Genomic DNA, 18,030 nt, shown 5'->3' with positions numbered 1-18,030 from the left:
CGTCATTTTACACAGTTACAAAGGAAATCAAATTCATAATAGAAAGTGATAAAAAATAGAATTTGAATAACTTATTCGGAATTGCATAATTTCCTATGCACCAAATAGAGTGTCCTAAAAGTGATAATAGTTGGGGGCTGCCTTCCGCATTTCCGTCATTGCGTAAATAGGATGAAATTGAAAACATGTTTGCAGACTTGCTTTTGATTCGTTCTAGGCAGGATCAACAATTTAAAAATTTATAAGCTCATAGCATTGGTCCATCAAAACGAACTCCGCAAAATCGATCGAGTGAAAAAGAGCACGAAAAAACCGCAGCACCTTTACTATCGTATCGTCCTTCTGGAACAATTTTGAAATTACATTAAGGGAAGCTCATAAAGACAAGCCATTTTGAGTTACTAAGAAATGCAAATATGAAGGAATTTATGTGTTTGATGGCGGTGATAACGATAATTGCTCAATTTGAAGGCACCGCCATTTCAGCTGCCGGAGGAAACGGTCTGAGGAAAGTGCAGAAAAAAGCAGACTTTGTACGAAAACAAACGATGAGAACGGGTTTTCCTATTTAGTAATAAATAGTTAAAAAATCAAAAACCTTTCGTCACCCAATAACATATAAACGGGCAAAGCAAAATTCTTGAACAAAAGGTTTCGGTTTTCATAATTGCTTTATCTGACTACAATAGACGCTTTCTTTTAGAAAATTTCTTAAAAAATCGCCAACATCTAAAAAAACGTAGAAAAGACAAAATAATGATGTAAGAAATAAGTATTTTTCGGAATTTTTCAATAGATTTTGCGTCTCTCTTAAAAAAGAAGGGGTGGTAAAATGAAAAAAGATACTAATGTATCAACATTGGAGTGATTTTCATGCATAAGATTTTTAATATTTCTTTAGGCATTGTCCTTGTATTTCACATCGTTTTTTCATTGCTTATCGATTTTGGCGGCAAGGATTTGCCTTTCATCTATTTAGGCATCGTTTTATTGTTTGCATCTGAATTGCTTAACAAAGGTATTTAAGAAAAAGATAATTTGTAGATTTTTGAAAACTCCAACGGTGGGTTTTTTTGCATTCATCAAGCTTTCTAATCACCAATGGAACCTTTTTTACCGGTTGAAGGAATCATCTCTTCACTATTTGTCTATTCGACTGGGGTCAGTTCAAGCTGTTAAATCGGCCTATGAGAGGTAAGTATTGTAAATATTATGTGAATTTTATGAACACACTGGAAAGTTTACATGTAAATTGTGTATAATGGAATTGTACCACTTTAGGAGTTTGACATCTAATGCATGGACATTGAAGAGTATGTAGGTTTGTGATTTCGATGCATTAAATGATAGGGAGTGGTTTTTTGAAACCTTCAACAAACCGTATGCTAACCCGAATCAAATCCGTCTACATGTTCATTCATGAAAGGGGTACAGTAACAACTCAAGAGCTTGTCGATGAATTTGGTATTACCCCCAGAACGATTCAGAGGGATTTAAACGTGTTAGCATATAACGATTTAGTGCACAGTCCTGCAAGAGGAAAATGGGCAACAACTAGCAAGAAGGTCAAGATGTCATCCTAGCTACTAAAAAAAGAAAATTTGGTTATTCGTTCACATACATATATGGGGCTGATCCAAAAGTTACATAACTTTTGGTCTCAGCCCCTTTTTGTCTGCTGTTGCAAGCAATTTCCACCTTTTTCGGCGCCAGTTTGTCCGCCTTTTTAAAAAACGGAAGTTCAATTTGAACGTTTTTCAAACTACAAAGGAAAATCGGCTGAATCGCCCGGCTGCCCTTGAATCGATCGCAGTTGTTCTAATTCTTCTTTTGTCAGTTCTCGATATTCCCCTGTTTGCAATGTTTGATCTAGTTCAAGCGTTCCCATTTGGATTCGTTTTAAATATTTCACTTTTTTTCCGACAGCAGAAAACATCCGCTTAATTTGATGGTATTTCCCCTCCGTTATGGTGACAAAAACTTCAGAAATGTCGTCTGCCTTAATAATTTCAAGCAAGGCAGGCTTTGTAACATAACCGTCATCAAGTTTTACACCTGCTTTGAACCGCTCGACATCTTCCTCTGCCACTAGACCAATAACTTCCGCAAAATATTTTTTAGGAACATTTTTCTTGGGCGATGTTAATTGATGGGCAAGCTGTCCGTCCGATGTTAACAGCAATAGCCCTTCGGTATCTTTGTCAAGCCTGCCGACAGGAAAGGGATTATAGCGAAGATCTTCCAGATCAAGCAAATCGACCACAGTCTTTTGGACGTTGTCTTCTGTAGCAGATAAAAAACCAGCTGGCTTGTTCATCATGAAATAAACATGTTCTTTGTACAACACCTGTTCACCGTTAATGATGATTTCTTGTTTATTCGGGTCGACATTTGTTTTCGGATCCGTCACCACTTCTCCATTAACATGAACGGCCCGTTCCTTTAGCAGCTTTTTTACTTCTTTTCTGCTGCCGTAGCCAGCATGTGCTAATAGTTTATCAATACGCATATTATCTACCCCCTTTCCTTCCTCTTACTTAAAAATCTAGTTCCAAAAATAACTTTTAGGAATCCTGATTGCTTAGCCAGCCAAAAATACGAGCCTGCTCCTAATAATGCAGCAATTCCAACCATGATGGCGGCATTTGTTTTACTTGCATGGTAATCAAAAAAGACAGTGAAGAGAGAGGAAAACGCTACAACGACAATTGACATACAGATGACCAAAATTCCCGTAAATATTGTTCTTTTCCAAAATCTTTTATACGAGTAGCCTGTATGACGGCGAATCATCATTAATCCGTATATGAGCGAGCCAAGAAACCCGATCGCAGTTGCCATAATCGAACCGTATGCACCAAACTGCGTGATAAGCCAGCTGTTTAAACAAATTTTTAGCAGAAGACCGAATGCAAGGCTGATGACAGCCAATTTTTGTTTATTAATCCCCTGCAAAATGGCGGCTGAAACAGTGAAATAAGAAAAAAGCAAAGCGATCGGTGCATAGGCAGCTAAAATGCTCGCACCTGTTTCATTGTCATTATAAAAAAACATGTAGATTGGTTCGGAAAGAATAATGATCCCAATGGATGCAGGGAGAACGAGAAACATTAATGTTTGAAACGCTTGGTCAATTTGTCTTCTAACAAACGGAAAGTTTTGATTCGTGAACGCATTTGTAATGGCCGGCACGAGCGTTAAGCCAAAAGCAGTTGCTAAAGAAACAGGAATCATGACAATTTTATTCACTAAAAAATTGACCATGGCATATAATTCTTGCGCTCTTTCGCCTTCTCCCGCCTGAATCATAGCTTTATTAAACGTAAAAGAATCGACAAATTGATATAAAGGAATAGCTAGTCCGACAAATACAAACGGACCGGCATACCTGAACACCTCGAGAAACATTTGCTTCGTGGAAATGCCGGAAGGTTCAATTTTGTTCTCCTGCATCGCCAATAAGGAATTTTTTCTTTTCATCCAATACAAAAAAAGGACGAACAGCCCGCCGATGGCGCCAACAAAGGCGGCAAATGTCGCATAACCCACCGCTGTAATGATATCGCCATGTAATACTTTTAAAATGATATAGCTGGAAACAAGCAAAAAAATGATGCGCACTAGCTGTTCTATTACTTGGGAAACGGACGTCGGGCCCATCGACTGATGCCCTTGAAAAAAACCTCGTATTAAACTCATGATCGGAACAACTATAAGCGCAAGGCTGACCATTCGTATAACATATGTGACATCCTCAACTGTCACACCTTGCAGCTCCTGTTGGCCAAGCTGGTGTTCCGCAAAGAAAGGCGCAGTCACAAATAAAATAAAACAAGTGAAAATTCCTCCAAGAAGCATAAACAGCATCCCAGATCGAAACATTCTGCGGCTTGTCTCGTAATCACCAATGGAATTATATTTTGCGACAAATTTTGAAATGGCCATAGGAAATCCCATTGTCGCAATGCTTAAAAAAATCGTATACGGAACATATCCATATTGATACAAAGCACTTCCCGTTTCTCCAACCAACGCGAAAAACGGAATGACATAAATCATTCCTAAAATCCTTGAAATATATGTACCTAATGTTAAAATAAACGTCCCTCTTAATAATTTATCCGACATCTTTTGCTCACCATTGTTTCTAACAAAAATTTTCAACTATAACATTTTACCACATTCACTAGGAACTAAGATATAGTCATCACTCATTGAATTCAAAAATTCATCTTTTTATAATGATATAAGACTAGGATGTAGACGAAACTAGGATTAATCTAAAAGTACGAATAAATTGGACAAGCAACATCAACTTCTTAAAGGTTGTGAGAATATGAATTATGATGTAGCAGTAATTGGAGGGGGACCATCTGGATTGATGGCCGCCATCGCCGCCGCTGAAAACGGAGCGAACGTGCTGTTAGTCGATAAAGGAGAAAAATTAGGAAGAAAGCTGGCGATCTCCGGTGGCGGACGGTGCAATGTAACAAATCGCCGGTCAATTGAAGAAATTATCAAAAATATTCCCGGCAACGGACGATTTTTGTATGGCGCTTTTTCGCAATTTAATAATGAAGACATTATACGCTTTTTCGAAAACCTTGGAGTTCGTTTAAAAGAGGAAGACCATGGCCGGATGTTTCCAGTATCAAACAGAGCTCAAGACGTAGTCAATGCGCTACTTTCCGAACTGAAAAGGCTGAACGTTACAATTAAAACAAATCATCCGGTTGAAAACATCGAATATAGTGAAAGCAGAGTAAAAGGAATCTGGTTAAAAAATAAAACCTTTATTCCTGCCAAAGCTGTTGTCGTTGCTGTCGGAGGAAAATCTGTCCCTCATACCGGAAGTACTGGAGACGGATACGTGTGGGCAAAAAAAGCCGGTCATACTGTGACGGAATTATTTCCAACTGAAGTGCCGATTACTTCGAATGAACCGTTTATCCGAACAAAACAATTGCAAGGCCTGTCGTTAAGAGATGCGGCTTTAAGTGTGTTGAATCAAAAGGACAGACCAATTATTACGCACAAAATGGATTTTATTTTTACCCATTTTGGCGTATCAGGTCCAGCTGCACTAAGATGCAGCCAATTTGTTGTAAAACAATTGAAAAAAGAAAAAACGGTGACGTTGTCAATTGACGCTTTTCCTACTGAAAATGAAGAAAGTCTTTTTCAGCATATTTTGCTTAAATTGAAAGACGAACCGAAAAAGGCTGTTAAAAATGTATTAAAAGGTCTCTTGCCTGAACGATATTTGCTATTTTTGCTGGAGGAATCCGAAATCGATCATTCGATGACATATTCCCAGCTTTCAAAAGATAAGCTGCGCCAATTTGTCCGCTTAGTGAAAGATTTCCGCTTCGAAGCAAACGGCACGCTCCCAATCGAAAAAGCGTTTGTGACCGGCGGAGGCGTTTCTATAAAGGAAATCGATCCAAAGACGATGGCCTCTAAACTAATGAATGGGCTTTATTTTTGCGGCGAAATATTGGATATTCACGGCTACACGGGCGGCTACAACATCACGGCTGCGCTCGTAACAGGACGGCTAGCAGGCTTGTACGCAAGCCGTTACGTAGAAAAGGGCGAACCGATAAGTCAGGGCAGCTGACTTTTGGGGGCGCCTCTTTTTTTGCACAAATCGTTCATCCCACGATCCGGTTTAGCTATTCGCTAGACCTGTTCGCATTCAAAAGCATTTCCAGCTGCTTATGCCGTTCTTCATTTGAAGCTTCTAAAAAGCTCTTGTCTAATAATTGATGTAAAACCATCCTTTTTTGCTCTGGGTCGTTGATTTCTTCTAAGACACGTTTTCGACCTTCCTTTAAAAATTCAACATAGTCAGCAAAATGTTCATCAAACTGCTCTGCCAAATTATTTTTTAATTTTCTGGCGAGCCCCGGAACTTTCCCGCTCGTTGATACACTGATGATTAAATCGCCCCTTTTAAATGTTGCCGGCATAATGATATTGCTTTTTTCAGGTGCATCCACTACATTGATCAGCTGATGTGCTTCACATGACTGGTAGACCTGCTCATTAACTTCCCTTTCATTCGTTGCCGCAATGACTAGAAACGCACCGTTTACATCGTCTTTTTCAAACGTTTTTTGTTTCCACGATATTTTTTTTTCTTGATGCATTCGAAGAAGATGATCTGATAGATCGGGACTGACAACCGTTATATCAGCACATGCATCGAGCAAAGCTTTTATTTTTCTTTCCGCTACCTTCCCTCCGCCGACAACGACTGTCTTTTTTCCTTTTATATTCAACATCGCACTGTAGTACATATGATCACCCTTTTTTGTCTTAGCGCTTACAATTTCTGGTTGATGCGAAGCGTTTTTTCCTTTCAAAAGGTTCTAGGATAACTTAAAAAAATTGTCCATCCTTTTTTTCGTGCGGTCGCTTCGGAACGGCATTGAAATCTTTTTTCCAATAAAAAAAGACCTAGATTCCCCATAAACAAGGATTTTCAAACGGGTCTAAAGCTTGCTTTAAAAAGCTTTTTCATGAGTTAGTCCGTCTTCCATCCTGCAAAACGACGGCGATCATTTCAGTTTTATTCGACTTTCTCACATCAGGTACAATTTATAAAGTGTTTCCTATCTGGATCAGTGCTTATAAGCTTTCAAGATCCTCTGGGCATAGCAACTGCTTGGAGCGCATGCGAATATTGATGCATTGACGAAGATTCTCTAAAATTACAATCAACCTGCGCTTCACGTTTAATTCTGTTTACATTCTTACTAAATATAATAGACTTTTCATTATTAATGTGAAAGTCTTCTTATTCTTTGTAAATAATCATCGCTGAAAAACAGTAAATTTGTTCACCTTTTTGATCGCATGTTACCGCTACATGATATTTTATGTCGATATATTTTTGACTTGGAAGCGCAGTTAAAAAAGCGTTCACTTCCTCTTCTAAATCTTTTTCATGCTCTTCGTCAAAAATGGCGACTTTATAGCTCAATTTCTTCACACTCCCTTTATTTATCTCGTTGCTTCCAATATACTTTTATGCTTGTACAAATATGACACTTTTAATAAAGGGAAAAGATTTGCTCATGTCGGCAGTTTTTATGGGGATTTTGAGGGTATTACATGCGGTATGGTTTACTGTTTTGCCACGCTAATCTTCCTTTATAATCGAGTAGGAGGGAGCGATTAACTCCCGTCCTCTCACACCACCGTACGTACGGTTCCGTATACGGCGGTTCAATTAAGATAATTGACGCAAGTCTTTATAACTTCCGTGAATAGCTGTTCTCTTTATGCCAGTGGTCACTCCACCCTCCAAGAGATCTCCCACGGGATTCACCGCTTCCTCCCTCAAGTGAGGTACTACGTTTTCTGTGTTCATCATGACTCACTGAATGCCAAGGGCTATTCTCTCTTAATTGTTCGGTCCTTCTTAGTTGTTCTAGACCAACTAATACTATGACCTCTGCTGACTTCTGACGGTTCAGCTATCTATCACTAGATAGGTTACCAAGGTTACTTGGCGTGCCAGCCAGACCTCCCCGGGTAAGAGTGTAATCTTTCCTTCCATCCATCTGCTTCATTTACTCTGTATCACCTTCGGCAGAAAGGGCTTTGTTTTGTCTTGCAAACTCACCCAGTGATACCTAGCCTCATATGAAGTTCGTGTTCCGAGAGACCCAAAGTTTGCCGCTCGCTTCCTTCAGATTCCGCGTCACCACGGACACCCTTGCGTTAAGCTAACTGCTACTTCTGCCTTCGCAGCTCGGGACTTTCACCCTATAGATTACACCCATGCCGGGCGCACAGGAAAAACCGCGCCTACATAAGCGCGGTTTTTTCCACTTATTTTTTTATCTCGCTCTTCGGTTTAGTTTCCCCTGTCCATTCGAGCATTCCGCCAACCATATTGATGACATTAAAACCAAGATCCTGTAAATATAAACAAACATTTTCACTTCTTCTTCCTGAGCGGCAGACGAAAATATATTCCTTTTCTTTATCAAATTCTTCAATGCGGTCCGGGATTTCTCCCATCGGAATATGTTTTGCTTGTGGAATCATGCCTTCTTCTACTTCTTCTTCCTCGCGGACATCAATAATGTCTAATGTTTCGCCGTTTTCAAGCTTCGTTTTGAGATCATTTGGTGTGATTTCTTTTACCATGAATGGCCATCCTTTCATTGATATTCAAGCTTAATTGGCTACGATGTTGACAAGCTTGCCAGGAACAGCAATCACTTTACGAACGGTTTTGCCTTCAAGCTGTTCTTTTATTTTTTCATCATCCATCGCGATTTTTTCCATTTCCTCTTTAGAAGCATCGTTTGGTACAAGCAGCTTTGCCCGCACTTTTCCGTTGATTTGAATGACAATTTCCACTTCATCTTCGACAAGCTTTGATTCATCCCATGCCGGCCACGATTCATAAGCAATCGTTTCAGAATGGCCGAGTTTTTCCCAAAGCTCTTCGCAAATATGCGGAGCAACCGGCGATAAAAGCTTTACAAAGCCTTCCATATATTCTTTCGGAAGAATTGTCGCTTTATAAGCTTCATTAATAAATACCATCAGTTGCGAAATAGCTGTGTTAAAATGCAGATTTTCATAATCCTCCGTTACCTTTTTCACTGTTTGGTGATAAATGCGTTCAAGCTCTTGAGAAGGTTCATCGACGATTTTCGGATTCAACTCGCCATTTTCCATTACAAACAGCCGCCATACACGATCTAAAAATCTTCTTGCGCCGTCGAGTCCTTTTGTTGACCATGCAATGGATGCATCAAGCGGACCCATGAACATTTCATATAAACGGAGAGTATCCGCTCCGTGGCTTTCAACGATTTCATCAGGATTGACGACATTTCCTTTTGATTTGCTCATCTTTTCATTGTTTTCGCCGAGGATCATTCCTTGGTTAAACAATTTTTGGAACGGTTCTTTCGTCGGAACTACTCCGATATCGTATAAAAATTTATGCCAGAAACGTGCATACAGCAAGTGTAAAACAGCATGCTCAGCCCCGCCGATATAAATGTCCACAGGCAGCCATTTTTTCAATTTTTCAGGATCAGCTAATTGTTCTGAATTGTGCGGGTCAATATAGCGCAAATAGTACCAGCAGCTTCCCGCCCATTGAGGCATTGTGTTTGTTTCGCGCCGCCCTTTTTTGCCTGTTTTCGGGTCAACGACATTCACCCAATCCTCAATATTCGCTAAAGGTGACTCACCGGTTCCCGAAGGTCTAATTTCATCTGTTTCCGGAAGCACTAACGGCAGCTCCTCTTCAGGAACAGCTGTGATCGTGCCGTCTTCCCAATGGATGATCGGAATCGGTTCACCCCAATAACGTTGACGGCTGAACAACCAGTCTCGGAGACGGTATGTCACTTTTCTTTGTCCTTTTTTGTTTTCCTCCAGCCATTTGATCATCGCTTCAATTGCTTCTTCTTTATTCAATCCGTTCAAAAAGTCGGAATTTACATGCTCGCCGTCTCCTGTATAAGCTTCTTGTTCGATGTTTCCTCCAGCGACAACCTCTTTAATCGGCAGGTCAAATTTTTTCGCAAATTCATAGTCCCGTTCATCGTGGGCAGGCACGGCCATGATCGCACCTGTACCATAGCTCATTAAAACATAATCGGCAATCCAAATCGGCAATCTTTCTCCATTGGCAGGATTTACAGCATAGGCTCCGGTAAACACGCCTGTTTTTTCCTTCGCCAAGTCCGTTCTTTCGAGATCGCTTTTACTTTTAATTTGATCTAAATAGGCTTCCACCGCTTCTTTTTGTTCCTCGGTTGTAATTTCTTTCACAAGCGGATGTTCAGGCGCAAGCACTGTATACGTAGCACCGAAAAGCGTATCTGGACGAGTAGTAAAAACAGTAAAGGTTTTATCAGTTCCATCGACTGTAAAATGAACTTCCGCACCTTCCGACCGGCCGATCCAATTTCGCTGCATTTCCTTTATGCTTTCCGGCCAATCAAGCTCTTCTAAATCTTCCAGCAGCCTGTCAGCATATGCGGTGATTTTTAACACCCATTGTTTCATCGGACGGCGTTCAACAGGATGTCCTCCCCGTTCGCTTTTTCCGTCGATGACCTCTTCATTTGCAAGAACAGTTCCGAGTGCTGGGCACCAGTTGACGGGCACTTCATCAATGTAAGCAAGTCCTTTTTCATAAAGTTTTAAGAAGATCCATTGCGTCCATTTGTAATATTCCGGATCAGTTGTATTTACTTCCCGATCCCAATCATAGGAAAATCCTAGTGATTGAATTTGTCTGCGAAAATTATCAATATTTTTTTTCGTAAATTCCGCAGGATCGTTGCCGGTATCTAAAGCATATTGCTCAGCCGGAAGTCCAAATGCATCCCATCCCATCGGATGGAGAACATTGTATCCTTGCATCCGTTTCATTCGCGCCAAAATGTCGGTTGCTGTATAACCTTCAGGATGTCCTACATGAAGACCAGCTCCCGAAGGATACGGAAACATATCCAATGCATAAAACTTCGGTTTATCGGAATCATCCTCTGTTTTAAATGTTTTGTTTTTTAGCCAATAATCTTGCCATTTTTTCTCAATCTCACGATGGTTGTAAGACATGTAAAAATCCTCCTTTGCTATATATATGTATAAGCGTCAAATAATAAAAAAACTCCCATCCCCACGACGAAGGGACGAGAGACAATTTCCCGCGGTACCACCCAAATTAGCGCAAATGCACTCACTCTGTTCCGTAACGTGGAAACACGTCGGGCATTAGTCTGTACCGGAATACATTTCACACCCGCAACTCAAAGGGGAGTTCGTGAATAAACAACGATTGACTTTCACCTTCCGTCAACTCTCTAGACGCCTTTATCCACTACTGATCCTTTTCACCGTTCTTGCTTTTTCATCCACTTATCATATTGTTATTTTAATGAATTTTATGAGTTCATGCAAGTCAATGTCGAAAAATTTGGATTTCAGTCTAATAATTAATAATTGACAGACCCTTTCAAGCTTGAATCAAGCAGCATTTCTGCTTCATTTAAAATGTCCTGCAAGATTGTGTCAGCAGCGTTTGGTCTATATAATTCAGCAATGCTCATTTTCATTTTTTCCATTTTTTCAGGGTGGTTAAATAAATCATTGACCGTCTCTTGAACTTTTTCAAGCTTATTGATGACAACCGCCGCCCCTTTTGCTGCAAACAAATCGGCATTCTCCCTTTCCTGCCCCGGAACAGGTTTATAGAGAATAAGCGGAACTTTTAATGCGGCCGCCTCGCTGAGAGTAATCCCTCCAGGCTTTGTTATCATGCAGGAACAAATGCGAAAGAGCTCATCGATTCTTTCGACATAGCCAAAAACTTTTATTCGATCCGGGTGAATATACTGAAGCGGTTCAAGCTCATCTTTCAGCGATTGGTTATTTCCGCATACAACGACTATTTGCATGTCATCTCGTGTAAAAAATGATTCACACAAATCTTTTACATTTTTTAAAACTCCATGAGCGCCTGTAGCAATTAACAAAGTTTTCTTGTTCGGATCCAAATTGTATTTTTTATATAAATCGATCGTTTCCATTTTTTCTTCAAACTGCGGCCGAATAGGAATTCCGGTTACTTTGACAAGCGCTGGATGGATGTTGAGCATTGTCAGTTTTTCCTTCACATCGTCGCACGAAACATAATATTTATCAATGTTTTTATGAACCCATACTCGGTGAAGACAAAAATCGGTCAGCACATTAAATGTCGGGATGAACACGCCTGTCCGCGTGCGATATTCAGGCACAACGGAAATAGGAAATGTATTAATGATGATGTCAGGATTTATCTCCCTTACTAGCTGATTCAATTTGCGGTGTCCAAGCTTCAAATACAAATTCATAATGCGTTTGTTAGACATTTTGTCCACACTATAATAAAATAACCGATAAAATTGCTTACCGATGGAAAAACTTTTCAAATATAAATATCTTGTAATTTCCGCCATAATTGGATGAGACTCGCTAATTAAATCAGAAACTTTTACGTTGTTGATTCCCATCTTATGCAAAGACTGCTCCAATGTTTTAGCAACTTGGATATGACCGTTTCCGTAATTTGCCGTTAATATTAATATCTTTGGGTCTTTTAACATTTTATTCACCTCAACTTAAAGCAGCTCAACAATTAGAACGAACTAAAATCAAAATAGTTTCACTTTAAATGTATATTTCCTTTTATAATTTTAGGAGAAAAAAATTAAGAATCCTTTATTATTTTATTACATTTACATTTCACTGGAAATTTTCGTTTTTTGTTGGTTGCAATAGCTAAAATGACAAATATATGGATTGGGATTTTTTAATGTCCAACAAAAAATAATTCTGCCCGTTTACTCGCATGGTTCATACAAGAATCTTACCGATACGCATTGGTTTAATTGAATTTATGCCGTTTTTCCGGGGATTTTTTACCTAGCTAATGGGCAGCCAAAGCTGCATGAATAACACCGAGAAGAATAAGATATGCCCTCCGAACAAAGTTTTTCCTTTATCTTTTCTGAACCGTTTTAGCCAAACAAGCTGAAACTCACGCTGCAGAGATTCAAATACTTTTTCTTTGCTAAACTTTATTTATGAAAAGCATTGGCAAATTCGTTTTTCATGTCTTTCATCCATTGGTATATTTGTTCAAAGCTGATTCCTGCATAAAATGCGTCGATCATAATTTGCCGCAGCTCCTCTTTAATTATTTCAATTTTCTCTTCATCCAGCTTTTTCTGCACCATTTTCGATACAAATGTCCCCCGTCCTCTCAGCGTTTCAATCAAGCCTTCTCTTTCCAGCTCTTTATAAGCCTTTGAAACCGTGTTAGGATTAGCGATAATCATGGAAGACATCTCTCTTACAGAGGGCAGTTTATCGCCAGGCTTTAACACACCTTTGATACATAGTTCTTTCATTTTTTTTATGATCTGCTCATATATCGGAGTGGCACTTCTCGGGTCAATTTCAAACATCAAATACCCTTCTTTCTTACAAAAAGGACTCTTTTGTATTATGTGTACTACATTATATAGTACACATAATACAGAAAAGATGCAATCAACATTTCTGATTCCGCATATAAAAAACACTGAATGATTTCACTCGTTCGGGGCTCTTGATCTTAGGGAAAAATTATGATGTACATAGTCGTATAACAGCTTTTGCTAGAAGTTTGGCTGATTTCAACAAACTGATCCCGATTTTGTTTTAAAATGTAATCGTTCATTCGCATTGAGCCGAGCTTTTATATCGGTAATAGCGCAATCTGTTGAAAGATATTTTTATTCTATATTTTCGTTTTTATTCCAAAAACCATTCTTTCCTTATGCAAATTTATATATAAGATCAAATCGGCTAAAGAATAAATGAAAAATCATAATTGCAATTAAAGGGCAAGCCTACAATCAGGCTTTGCCCTGGAATTTTAATGATCGAGCAAAATCATCTCATTTTGAAGGTGCTGCAGTTGAAGGCGCATGCGGTGAAGCTGCTCCCGCTGCTGGTCATTTGCGCTTAAACTGAGTTTTTCCACTTCTGCAAGCGCATCTTGAAGCTTTTGCTGTGCATTTGTATATTCTTCATCATTGTAATGCTCCTGTTTCAGCCCTTCAATATATTGCTCATTTGCATATTCCAATGCTTGCTGGCAATGTTGAATGCACTCTTCCACGGATTGTCTAGTAGCCAAACAAATCCCCTCCTTGATGAAGAATTTCTTCATCAACTGTATTTTTCGCTATTTCTGCAAGCTCCATCATGAAAAAAGCTGGTAAATTCTTATTTGAGATTGGTTTGGCAATCATGGTAAAATGTCTTGATAGTATATCGAAACAGGAGGAGTAGGAATTGGCGAACCACAATCCATTTCCGTATACGAATGACAACAAACGGTATCATACATGGAATTACCATTTACGAAATACATTTGGAGATAAAGTGTTTAAAGTTGCTTTAGACGGAGGATTTGACTGTCCAAACCGCGACGGTACGGTAGCACATGGCGGGTGTACGTTTTGCAGTGCCGCAGGGTCGGGCGATTTTGCCGGAAACAGAGCTGATGATCTTGTTACGCAATTTCACGACATTAGAAGCAAAATGCATGAGAAATGGAAAAACGGAAAGTATATTGCTTACTTTCAGGCATTTACAAACACTCATGCACCCGTGGAAGTTCTTCGTGAGAAATATGAAACGGTATTAGGTCTCGAAGGAGTTGTCGGTTTGTCCATTGCTACAAGGCCTGACTGTTTGCCTGACGATGTTGTTGATTATTTGGCGGAATTAAATGAGAGGACATATCTTTGGGTTGAATTAGGATTGCAAACCGTTCACCAGCGGACCGCTGATTTAATTAACCGTGCGCACGATTATGAATGTTATGTGGAAGGAGTTAACAAGCTCAGAAAGCACGGAATCCGAGTTTGCACACACATCATAAACGGTCTTCCGCTTGAAACGTACGATATGATGATGAAAACTGCAAAAGAAGTTGCTAAGCTGGATGTTCAAGGAATTAAAATTCATCTGCTCCATTTGTTAAAAGGTACACCGATGGTTAAGCAATATGAAAAAGGGATGGTGCGCTTTTTATCCTTTGATGAATATGTACAATTAGTTTGCGATCAGCTAGAGGTACTGCCTCCCGAAATGATCGTTCATCGCATTACAGGCGACGGTCCGATCGATTTAATGATAGGGCCGATGTGGAGCGTTAACAAATGGGAAGTGCTGAATGCCATTGATGCCGAACTCGAAAAACGAAACAGCTACCAAGGGAAGTATTATACAAAAGATCGAGTGATGTCAAAATGAACCTCATTCGCATTCTTCCATTTGCAAAAAAATTGATGGCTTCCGCTGTCCAAAACGGCGATATCGTTATTGATGCAACAGTCGGGAACGGTCATGATACCGTCTTTTTAGCACAACTCGTTGGCGAACAAGGTCATGTGTTTGGATATGATATTCAAAAACAAGCGCTTGAAGAGACAAAAAAACGGTTGAAGGAATCCGGTTTAATCGACCGTGTTACTTTGTTTCATTCCAGCCATGATGACATTTTCAATACGATTCCGAAAAAACATCACAATCATATCGCCGGTGCGATGTTTAATCTCGGTTATTTGCCCGGTGGCCAAAAAAACATTGTGACAAAACCAGAATCAACTATTGAAGCAGTAAAGCAGCTTTTATCCATACTAAGACCCGGTGGAATGATCGTGCTGGTCGTTTATCACGGCCATCCGGAAGGAAAACGTGAGAGAGATGAGCTTCTTAAATTTGCCGAACAAATCGATCAACATACTGCTCATGTACTTGAATACCGGTTTTTAAACCAAAAAAATTCCCCTCCGTTTATTGTAGCAATCGAAAATCGAGTAGGAGGGAGCGATTAACTCCCGTCCTCTCACACCACCGTACGTACGGTTCCGTATACGGCGGTTCAATTAAGATAATTGACGCAAGTCTTTATAACTTCCGTGAATAGCTGTTCTCTTTATGCCAGTGGTCACTCCACCCTCCAAGAGATCTCCCACGGGATTCACCGCTTCCTCCCTCAAGTGAGGTACTACGTTTTCTGTGTTCATCATGACTCACTGAATGCCAAGGGCTATTCTCTCTTAATTGTTCGGTCCTTCTTAGTTGTTCTAGACCAACTAATACTATGACCTCTGCTGACTTCTGACTGTTCAGCTATCTATCACTAGATAGGTTACCAAGGTTACTTGGCGTGCCAGCCAGACCTCCCCGGGTAAGAGTGTAATCTTTCCTTCCATCCATCTGCTTCATTTACTCTGTATCACCTTCGGCAGAAAGGGCTTTGTTTTGTCTTGCAAACTCACCCAGTGATACCTAGCCTCATATGAAGTTCGTGTTCCGAGAGACCCAAAGTTTGCCGCTCGCTTCCTTCAGATTCCGCGTCACCACGGACACCCTTGCGTTAAGCTAACTGCTACTTCTGCCTTCGCAGCTCGGGACTTTCACCCTATAGATTACACCCATGCCGGGCGCACAAGCAAAATAGCCGGGAATAATATCCCGGCTAGCTTTATCCATCAAGAAGATTTAATCAAATTCCATTTTCGGAACGTTCGATATGCCCTAGCATTCACATAAAAGAAAACGGAGGTTGTTCCTCCTTTTTTTATTAATTTTTTAGCCAGCTTTCCTAAATCTTTATGTACTAATACTTTGTCATCAGATAAATAAATGCCGAGCAATCCGCGGTTAATTAATTTATGAAAATTTTCGTTCGGAATACCTTTTAAATTTTTGTCCGCTTCATGTACAAAATGAGCTAATCGTTCCATCATTTCTGATGTGCTTTCATAAAAACTGCAAAAATTTAAATCGCCCTCCAATTGATCCTCCTCTTGATCAATAAAGTAATCCAATAAAATGTGAAGCCCTTGCACATATGGAAAGTAACCGTCTTTAATTTTTTTGGCAATCGCTTCGTTAAAGCTGGGCTGAAATGCATAGGCGACTAAACAAAAAATGCCCAATGTCGATCCAGCGCAGGCAGAAAATTCATACCACCGCATATCCGGGAGGGAAGATTTATATTGTTCGAACCACTGTACTAGCCTTGGCACTCTTTCCTCTTCTATTACATGCTTATGTACTTGCAGTTCACAATAATATTCGCAAAGCTCCATCAAATAGCCAGCTATAACCGGATAGTTCTCCAATTGGCTCAGCATTCTTTGGCATGTCATGACAAGCTCTTTTAAATATCCGCCGTCATCTTGGTCCTCACGAAATTGGTAGTAATTTTTTAATTCTGCATGAATCGACAGTGCGTCCTTCATTGATTGGTGCAGCATGCGGAAATCTTCCGGATCAAAAGAAGTGCTTCTGTCGCATAAATTATCCAAGTAATCGCTAATCGTTTGATAAGCAACGATAAACTCTATGCATTCCTCTATATGAGAGTTCGACAAAAGCGCTAAAATGCTTCCTCCTTCGCAATGAAATGCCTTCGTATTTATGCTTGCAAGCGCCTGCTTTCTCAATTCAGGATTCGGTATTTCCTCAGCCTTTTTTTTCCACCCATCTAAGTAATAATGGACGGTCGGAAGAATTTCCCTATAAACTCTTGACATAAGGCTGATAGGGTGTTCAGGTATACTCAAAGATCAACTCACCTCTTCATTGTAAAATTCCAGTGTTTATGTTAAATGGCTTTCTGTAAATCTCAACGCATCTTGAAAAACAAGTTCTCTTTCCGGTTCATTAAAAATTTCGTGATATAGTCCTTCCCATTCTTTATAGCTCTTTTTCGTGAGATTCAACTGACTATACCATTTTTGAACTGCTGATTTATCAACAATTTTGTCTTCTCCTCCCTGCATGACGAAAAGAGGGACATCTGGAAACTGCGGAAGCTGCTGAAATGCTAGTTCAATAGCATGAAGAAGCTCTCTGTACCAGCGCACAGAAACTTTTCTTACGTAAAGGGAGTCGTTTCTGTTTATGTCTTGAATTTCCTTATTTCTCGTTGCCATCTCAACTGTCAAACCGGAATCAAAGCGTACCCTAGGCGCGAAAATATTTAATCCTTTTGCCAAAAGATCGAGCGCTTTACTCGGTTTTTGCAAAATTCCTAAACATGGCGAAGATAAAATGACCCCGTTTAACGGAATTTTATTTCTCTGCAGCGTACGTATGGCTATTAAACCGCCCATGCTATGCCCCAGCAAAAAAAGCGGCAATTGGAAAGATTGAGCCTCCCTGATCCAACGGTCAACTTCATCAATATATTCATCAAACGATTGGACATGTCCCCGTCTGGAGGATGAATTTCCTTGTCCTGGCAAATCCCCCATGACAACATGGTACCCGTTTGTTTGCCACTTTTTTATCAGCCATTTGTAACGTCCATGATGTTCTAAAGCTCCATGAATGATGACAATCACAGCTTTAGGACTAGAACTTACCCATTTCCACATAAATTAACTCCTTTCCGAACATGACGGAAAATTTGTTATAATATGAAAA

At 39.9% G+C, this 18,030-nt stretch carries 17 protein-coding genes and 1 other annotated feature; of the genes, 5 read left to right on the top strand and 12 right to left on the bottom strand.

Annotated features, from left to right (window positions below; translation table 11 throughout):
- Positions 1–873: 873 nt before the first annotated feature.
- Positions 874–1,026 carry a hypothetical protein gene (locus tag NSU19_RS05180; RefSeq protein WP_339199064.1) on the top strand — a complete coding sequence of 51 codons (153 nt, stop codon included), beginning with the start codon at positions 874–876 and terminating at the stop codon, positions 1,024–1,026.
- A 335-nt stretch (positions 1,027–1,361) separates the two neighbouring features.
- Positions 1,362–1,583 (top strand): DeoR family transcriptional regulator, encoded by a 222-nt coding sequence (locus tag NSU19_RS05175; RefSeq protein WP_327855809.1) that lies wholly within the window; start codon positions 1,362–1,364, stop codon positions 1,581–1,583.
- Between the two features lie 179 nt (positions 1,584–1,762).
- Here NSU19_RS05175 and NSU19_RS05170 read toward each other — a convergent pair whose 3' ends face one another.
- Together NSU19_RS05170 and NSU19_RS05165 are read right to left on the bottom strand one after the other, a co-directional pair.
- Complete coding sequence (locus NSU19_RS05170; protein WP_339199061.1) at positions 1,763–2,509, bottom strand: pseudouridine synthase; 747 nt, start codon at positions 2,507–2,509, stop codon at positions 1,763–1,765.
- A gap of 5 nt (positions 2,510–2,514) precedes the next feature.
- Positions 2,515–4,128, bottom strand: a complete 1,614-nt coding sequence (locus NSU19_RS05165) for a polysaccharide biosynthesis protein (protein ID WP_066249479.1) — start codon at positions 4,126–4,128, stop codon at positions 2,515–2,517.
- Positions 4,129–4,336: 208 nt separating this feature from the next.
- Between NSU19_RS05165 and NSU19_RS05160 the strand changes: the two genes are divergently transcribed.
- Positions 4,337–5,620 (top strand): NAD(P)/FAD-dependent oxidoreductase, encoded by a 1,284-nt coding sequence (locus NSU19_RS05160; protein WP_339199058.1) that lies wholly within the window; start codon positions 4,337–4,339, stop codon positions 5,618–5,620.
- Positions 5,621–5,675: 55 nt separating this feature from the next.
- On the opposite strand, the gene NSU19_RS05155 is transcribed toward NSU19_RS05160, so the two are convergent.
- The 8 genes from NSU19_RS05155 to NSU19_RS05120 form a co-directional block, all read right to left on the bottom strand.
- On the bottom strand, positions 5,676–6,302 hold the full coding sequence (locus NSU19_RS05155) for an NAD(P)-binding protein (protein WP_327855807.1): 627 nt from the start codon (positions 6,300–6,302) through the stop codon (positions 5,676–5,678).
- A gap of 500 nt (positions 6,303–6,802) precedes the next feature.
- Positions 6,803–6,988, bottom strand: coding sequence for a sporulation protein Cse60 (locus NSU19_RS05150; RefSeq protein WP_063386586.1), 186 nt, complete (start codon positions 6,986–6,988; stop codon positions 6,803–6,805).
- An 854-nt stretch (positions 6,989–7,842) separates the two neighbouring features.
- Positions 7,843–8,163 (bottom strand): rhodanese-like domain-containing protein, encoded by a 321-nt coding sequence (locus NSU19_RS05145; RefSeq protein ID WP_063386585.1) that lies wholly within the window; start codon positions 8,161–8,163, stop codon positions 7,843–7,845.
- A 30-nt stretch (positions 8,164–8,193) separates the two neighbouring features.
- Positions 8,194–10,608, bottom strand: coding sequence for a leucine--tRNA ligase (leuS, locus tag NSU19_RS05140; protein WP_063386584.1), 2,415 nt, complete (start codon positions 10,606–10,608; stop codon positions 8,194–8,196).
- A 67-nt stretch (positions 10,609–10,675) separates the two neighbouring features.
- Positions 10,676–10,896 (bottom strand) — a binding site (T-box leader).
- Between the two features lie 89 nt (positions 10,897–10,985).
- A complete protein-coding gene (locus tag NSU19_RS05135) occupies positions 10,986–12,137 on the bottom strand; it encodes a diglucosyl diacylglycerol synthase (protein ID WP_063386583.1) in 1,152 nt (383 codons plus the stop codon).
- 474 nt (positions 12,138–12,611) lie between these two features.
- Positions 12,612–13,001: a GntR family transcriptional regulator gene (locus tag NSU19_RS05130; protein WP_339199055.1), complete on the bottom strand. Its 390-nt coding sequence runs from the start codon at positions 12,999–13,001 to the stop codon at positions 12,612–12,614.
- A gap of 452 nt (positions 13,002–13,453) precedes the next feature.
- Entirely contained in the window at positions 13,454–13,717 is a 264-nt protein-coding gene (locus tag NSU19_RS05125) for a YtzC family protein (protein ID WP_063386581.1), read from the bottom strand.
- Positions 13,707–13,832, bottom strand: coding sequence for a hypothetical protein (locus NSU19_RS05120; RefSeq protein ID WP_339194565.1), 126 nt, complete (start codon positions 13,830–13,832; stop codon positions 13,707–13,709). Before NSU19_RS05120 ends, NSU19_RS05125 begins: the two co-directional genes overlap by 11 nt.
- A 43-nt stretch (positions 13,833–13,875) precedes the next feature.
- On the opposite strand from NSU19_RS05120, the gene NSU19_RS05115 reads away from it, so the two are divergent.
- Both NSU19_RS05115 and NSU19_RS05110 read left to right on the top strand, forming a co-directional pair.
- Positions 13,876–14,841: a TIGR01212 family radical SAM protein gene (locus NSU19_RS05115; protein WP_339199052.1), complete on the top strand. Its 966-nt coding sequence runs from the start codon at positions 13,876–13,878 to the stop codon at positions 14,839–14,841.
- Positions 14,838–15,425, top strand: a complete 588-nt coding sequence (locus NSU19_RS05110; protein ID WP_094245288.1) for a class I SAM-dependent methyltransferase — start codon at positions 14,838–14,840, stop codon at positions 15,423–15,425. The genes NSU19_RS05115 and NSU19_RS05110 overlap by 4 nt, the downstream gene beginning before the upstream one ends.
- Positions 15,426–16,085: 660 nt before the next feature.
- Here the strand turns inward: NSU19_RS05110 and NSU19_RS05105 are convergent.
- On the bottom strand, positions 16,086–17,165 hold the full coding sequence (locus NSU19_RS05105; protein WP_063386578.1) for a tetraprenyl-beta-curcumene synthase family protein: 1,080 nt from the start codon (positions 17,163–17,165) through the stop codon (positions 16,086–16,088).
- Between the two features lie 36 nt (positions 17,166–17,201).
- Positions 17,202–17,981 carry an alpha/beta hydrolase gene (locus tag NSU19_RS05100; protein ID WP_339199049.1) on the bottom strand — a complete coding sequence of 260 codons (780 nt, stop codon included), beginning with the start codon at positions 17,979–17,981 and terminating at the stop codon, positions 17,202–17,204.
- Between the last annotated feature and the right edge of the window lie 49 nt (positions 17,982–18,030).

This window comes from Aeribacillus sp. FSL k6-2211, assembly GCF_037966125.1.
GTDB classification, from domain to species: domain Bacteria; phylum Bacillota; class Bacilli; order Bacillales; family Aeribacillaceae; genus Aeribacillus; species Aeribacillus composti.
Note: the sequence above shows the minus strand (reverse complement) of the source record. Positions and strands in the feature narration are given on the sequence as shown.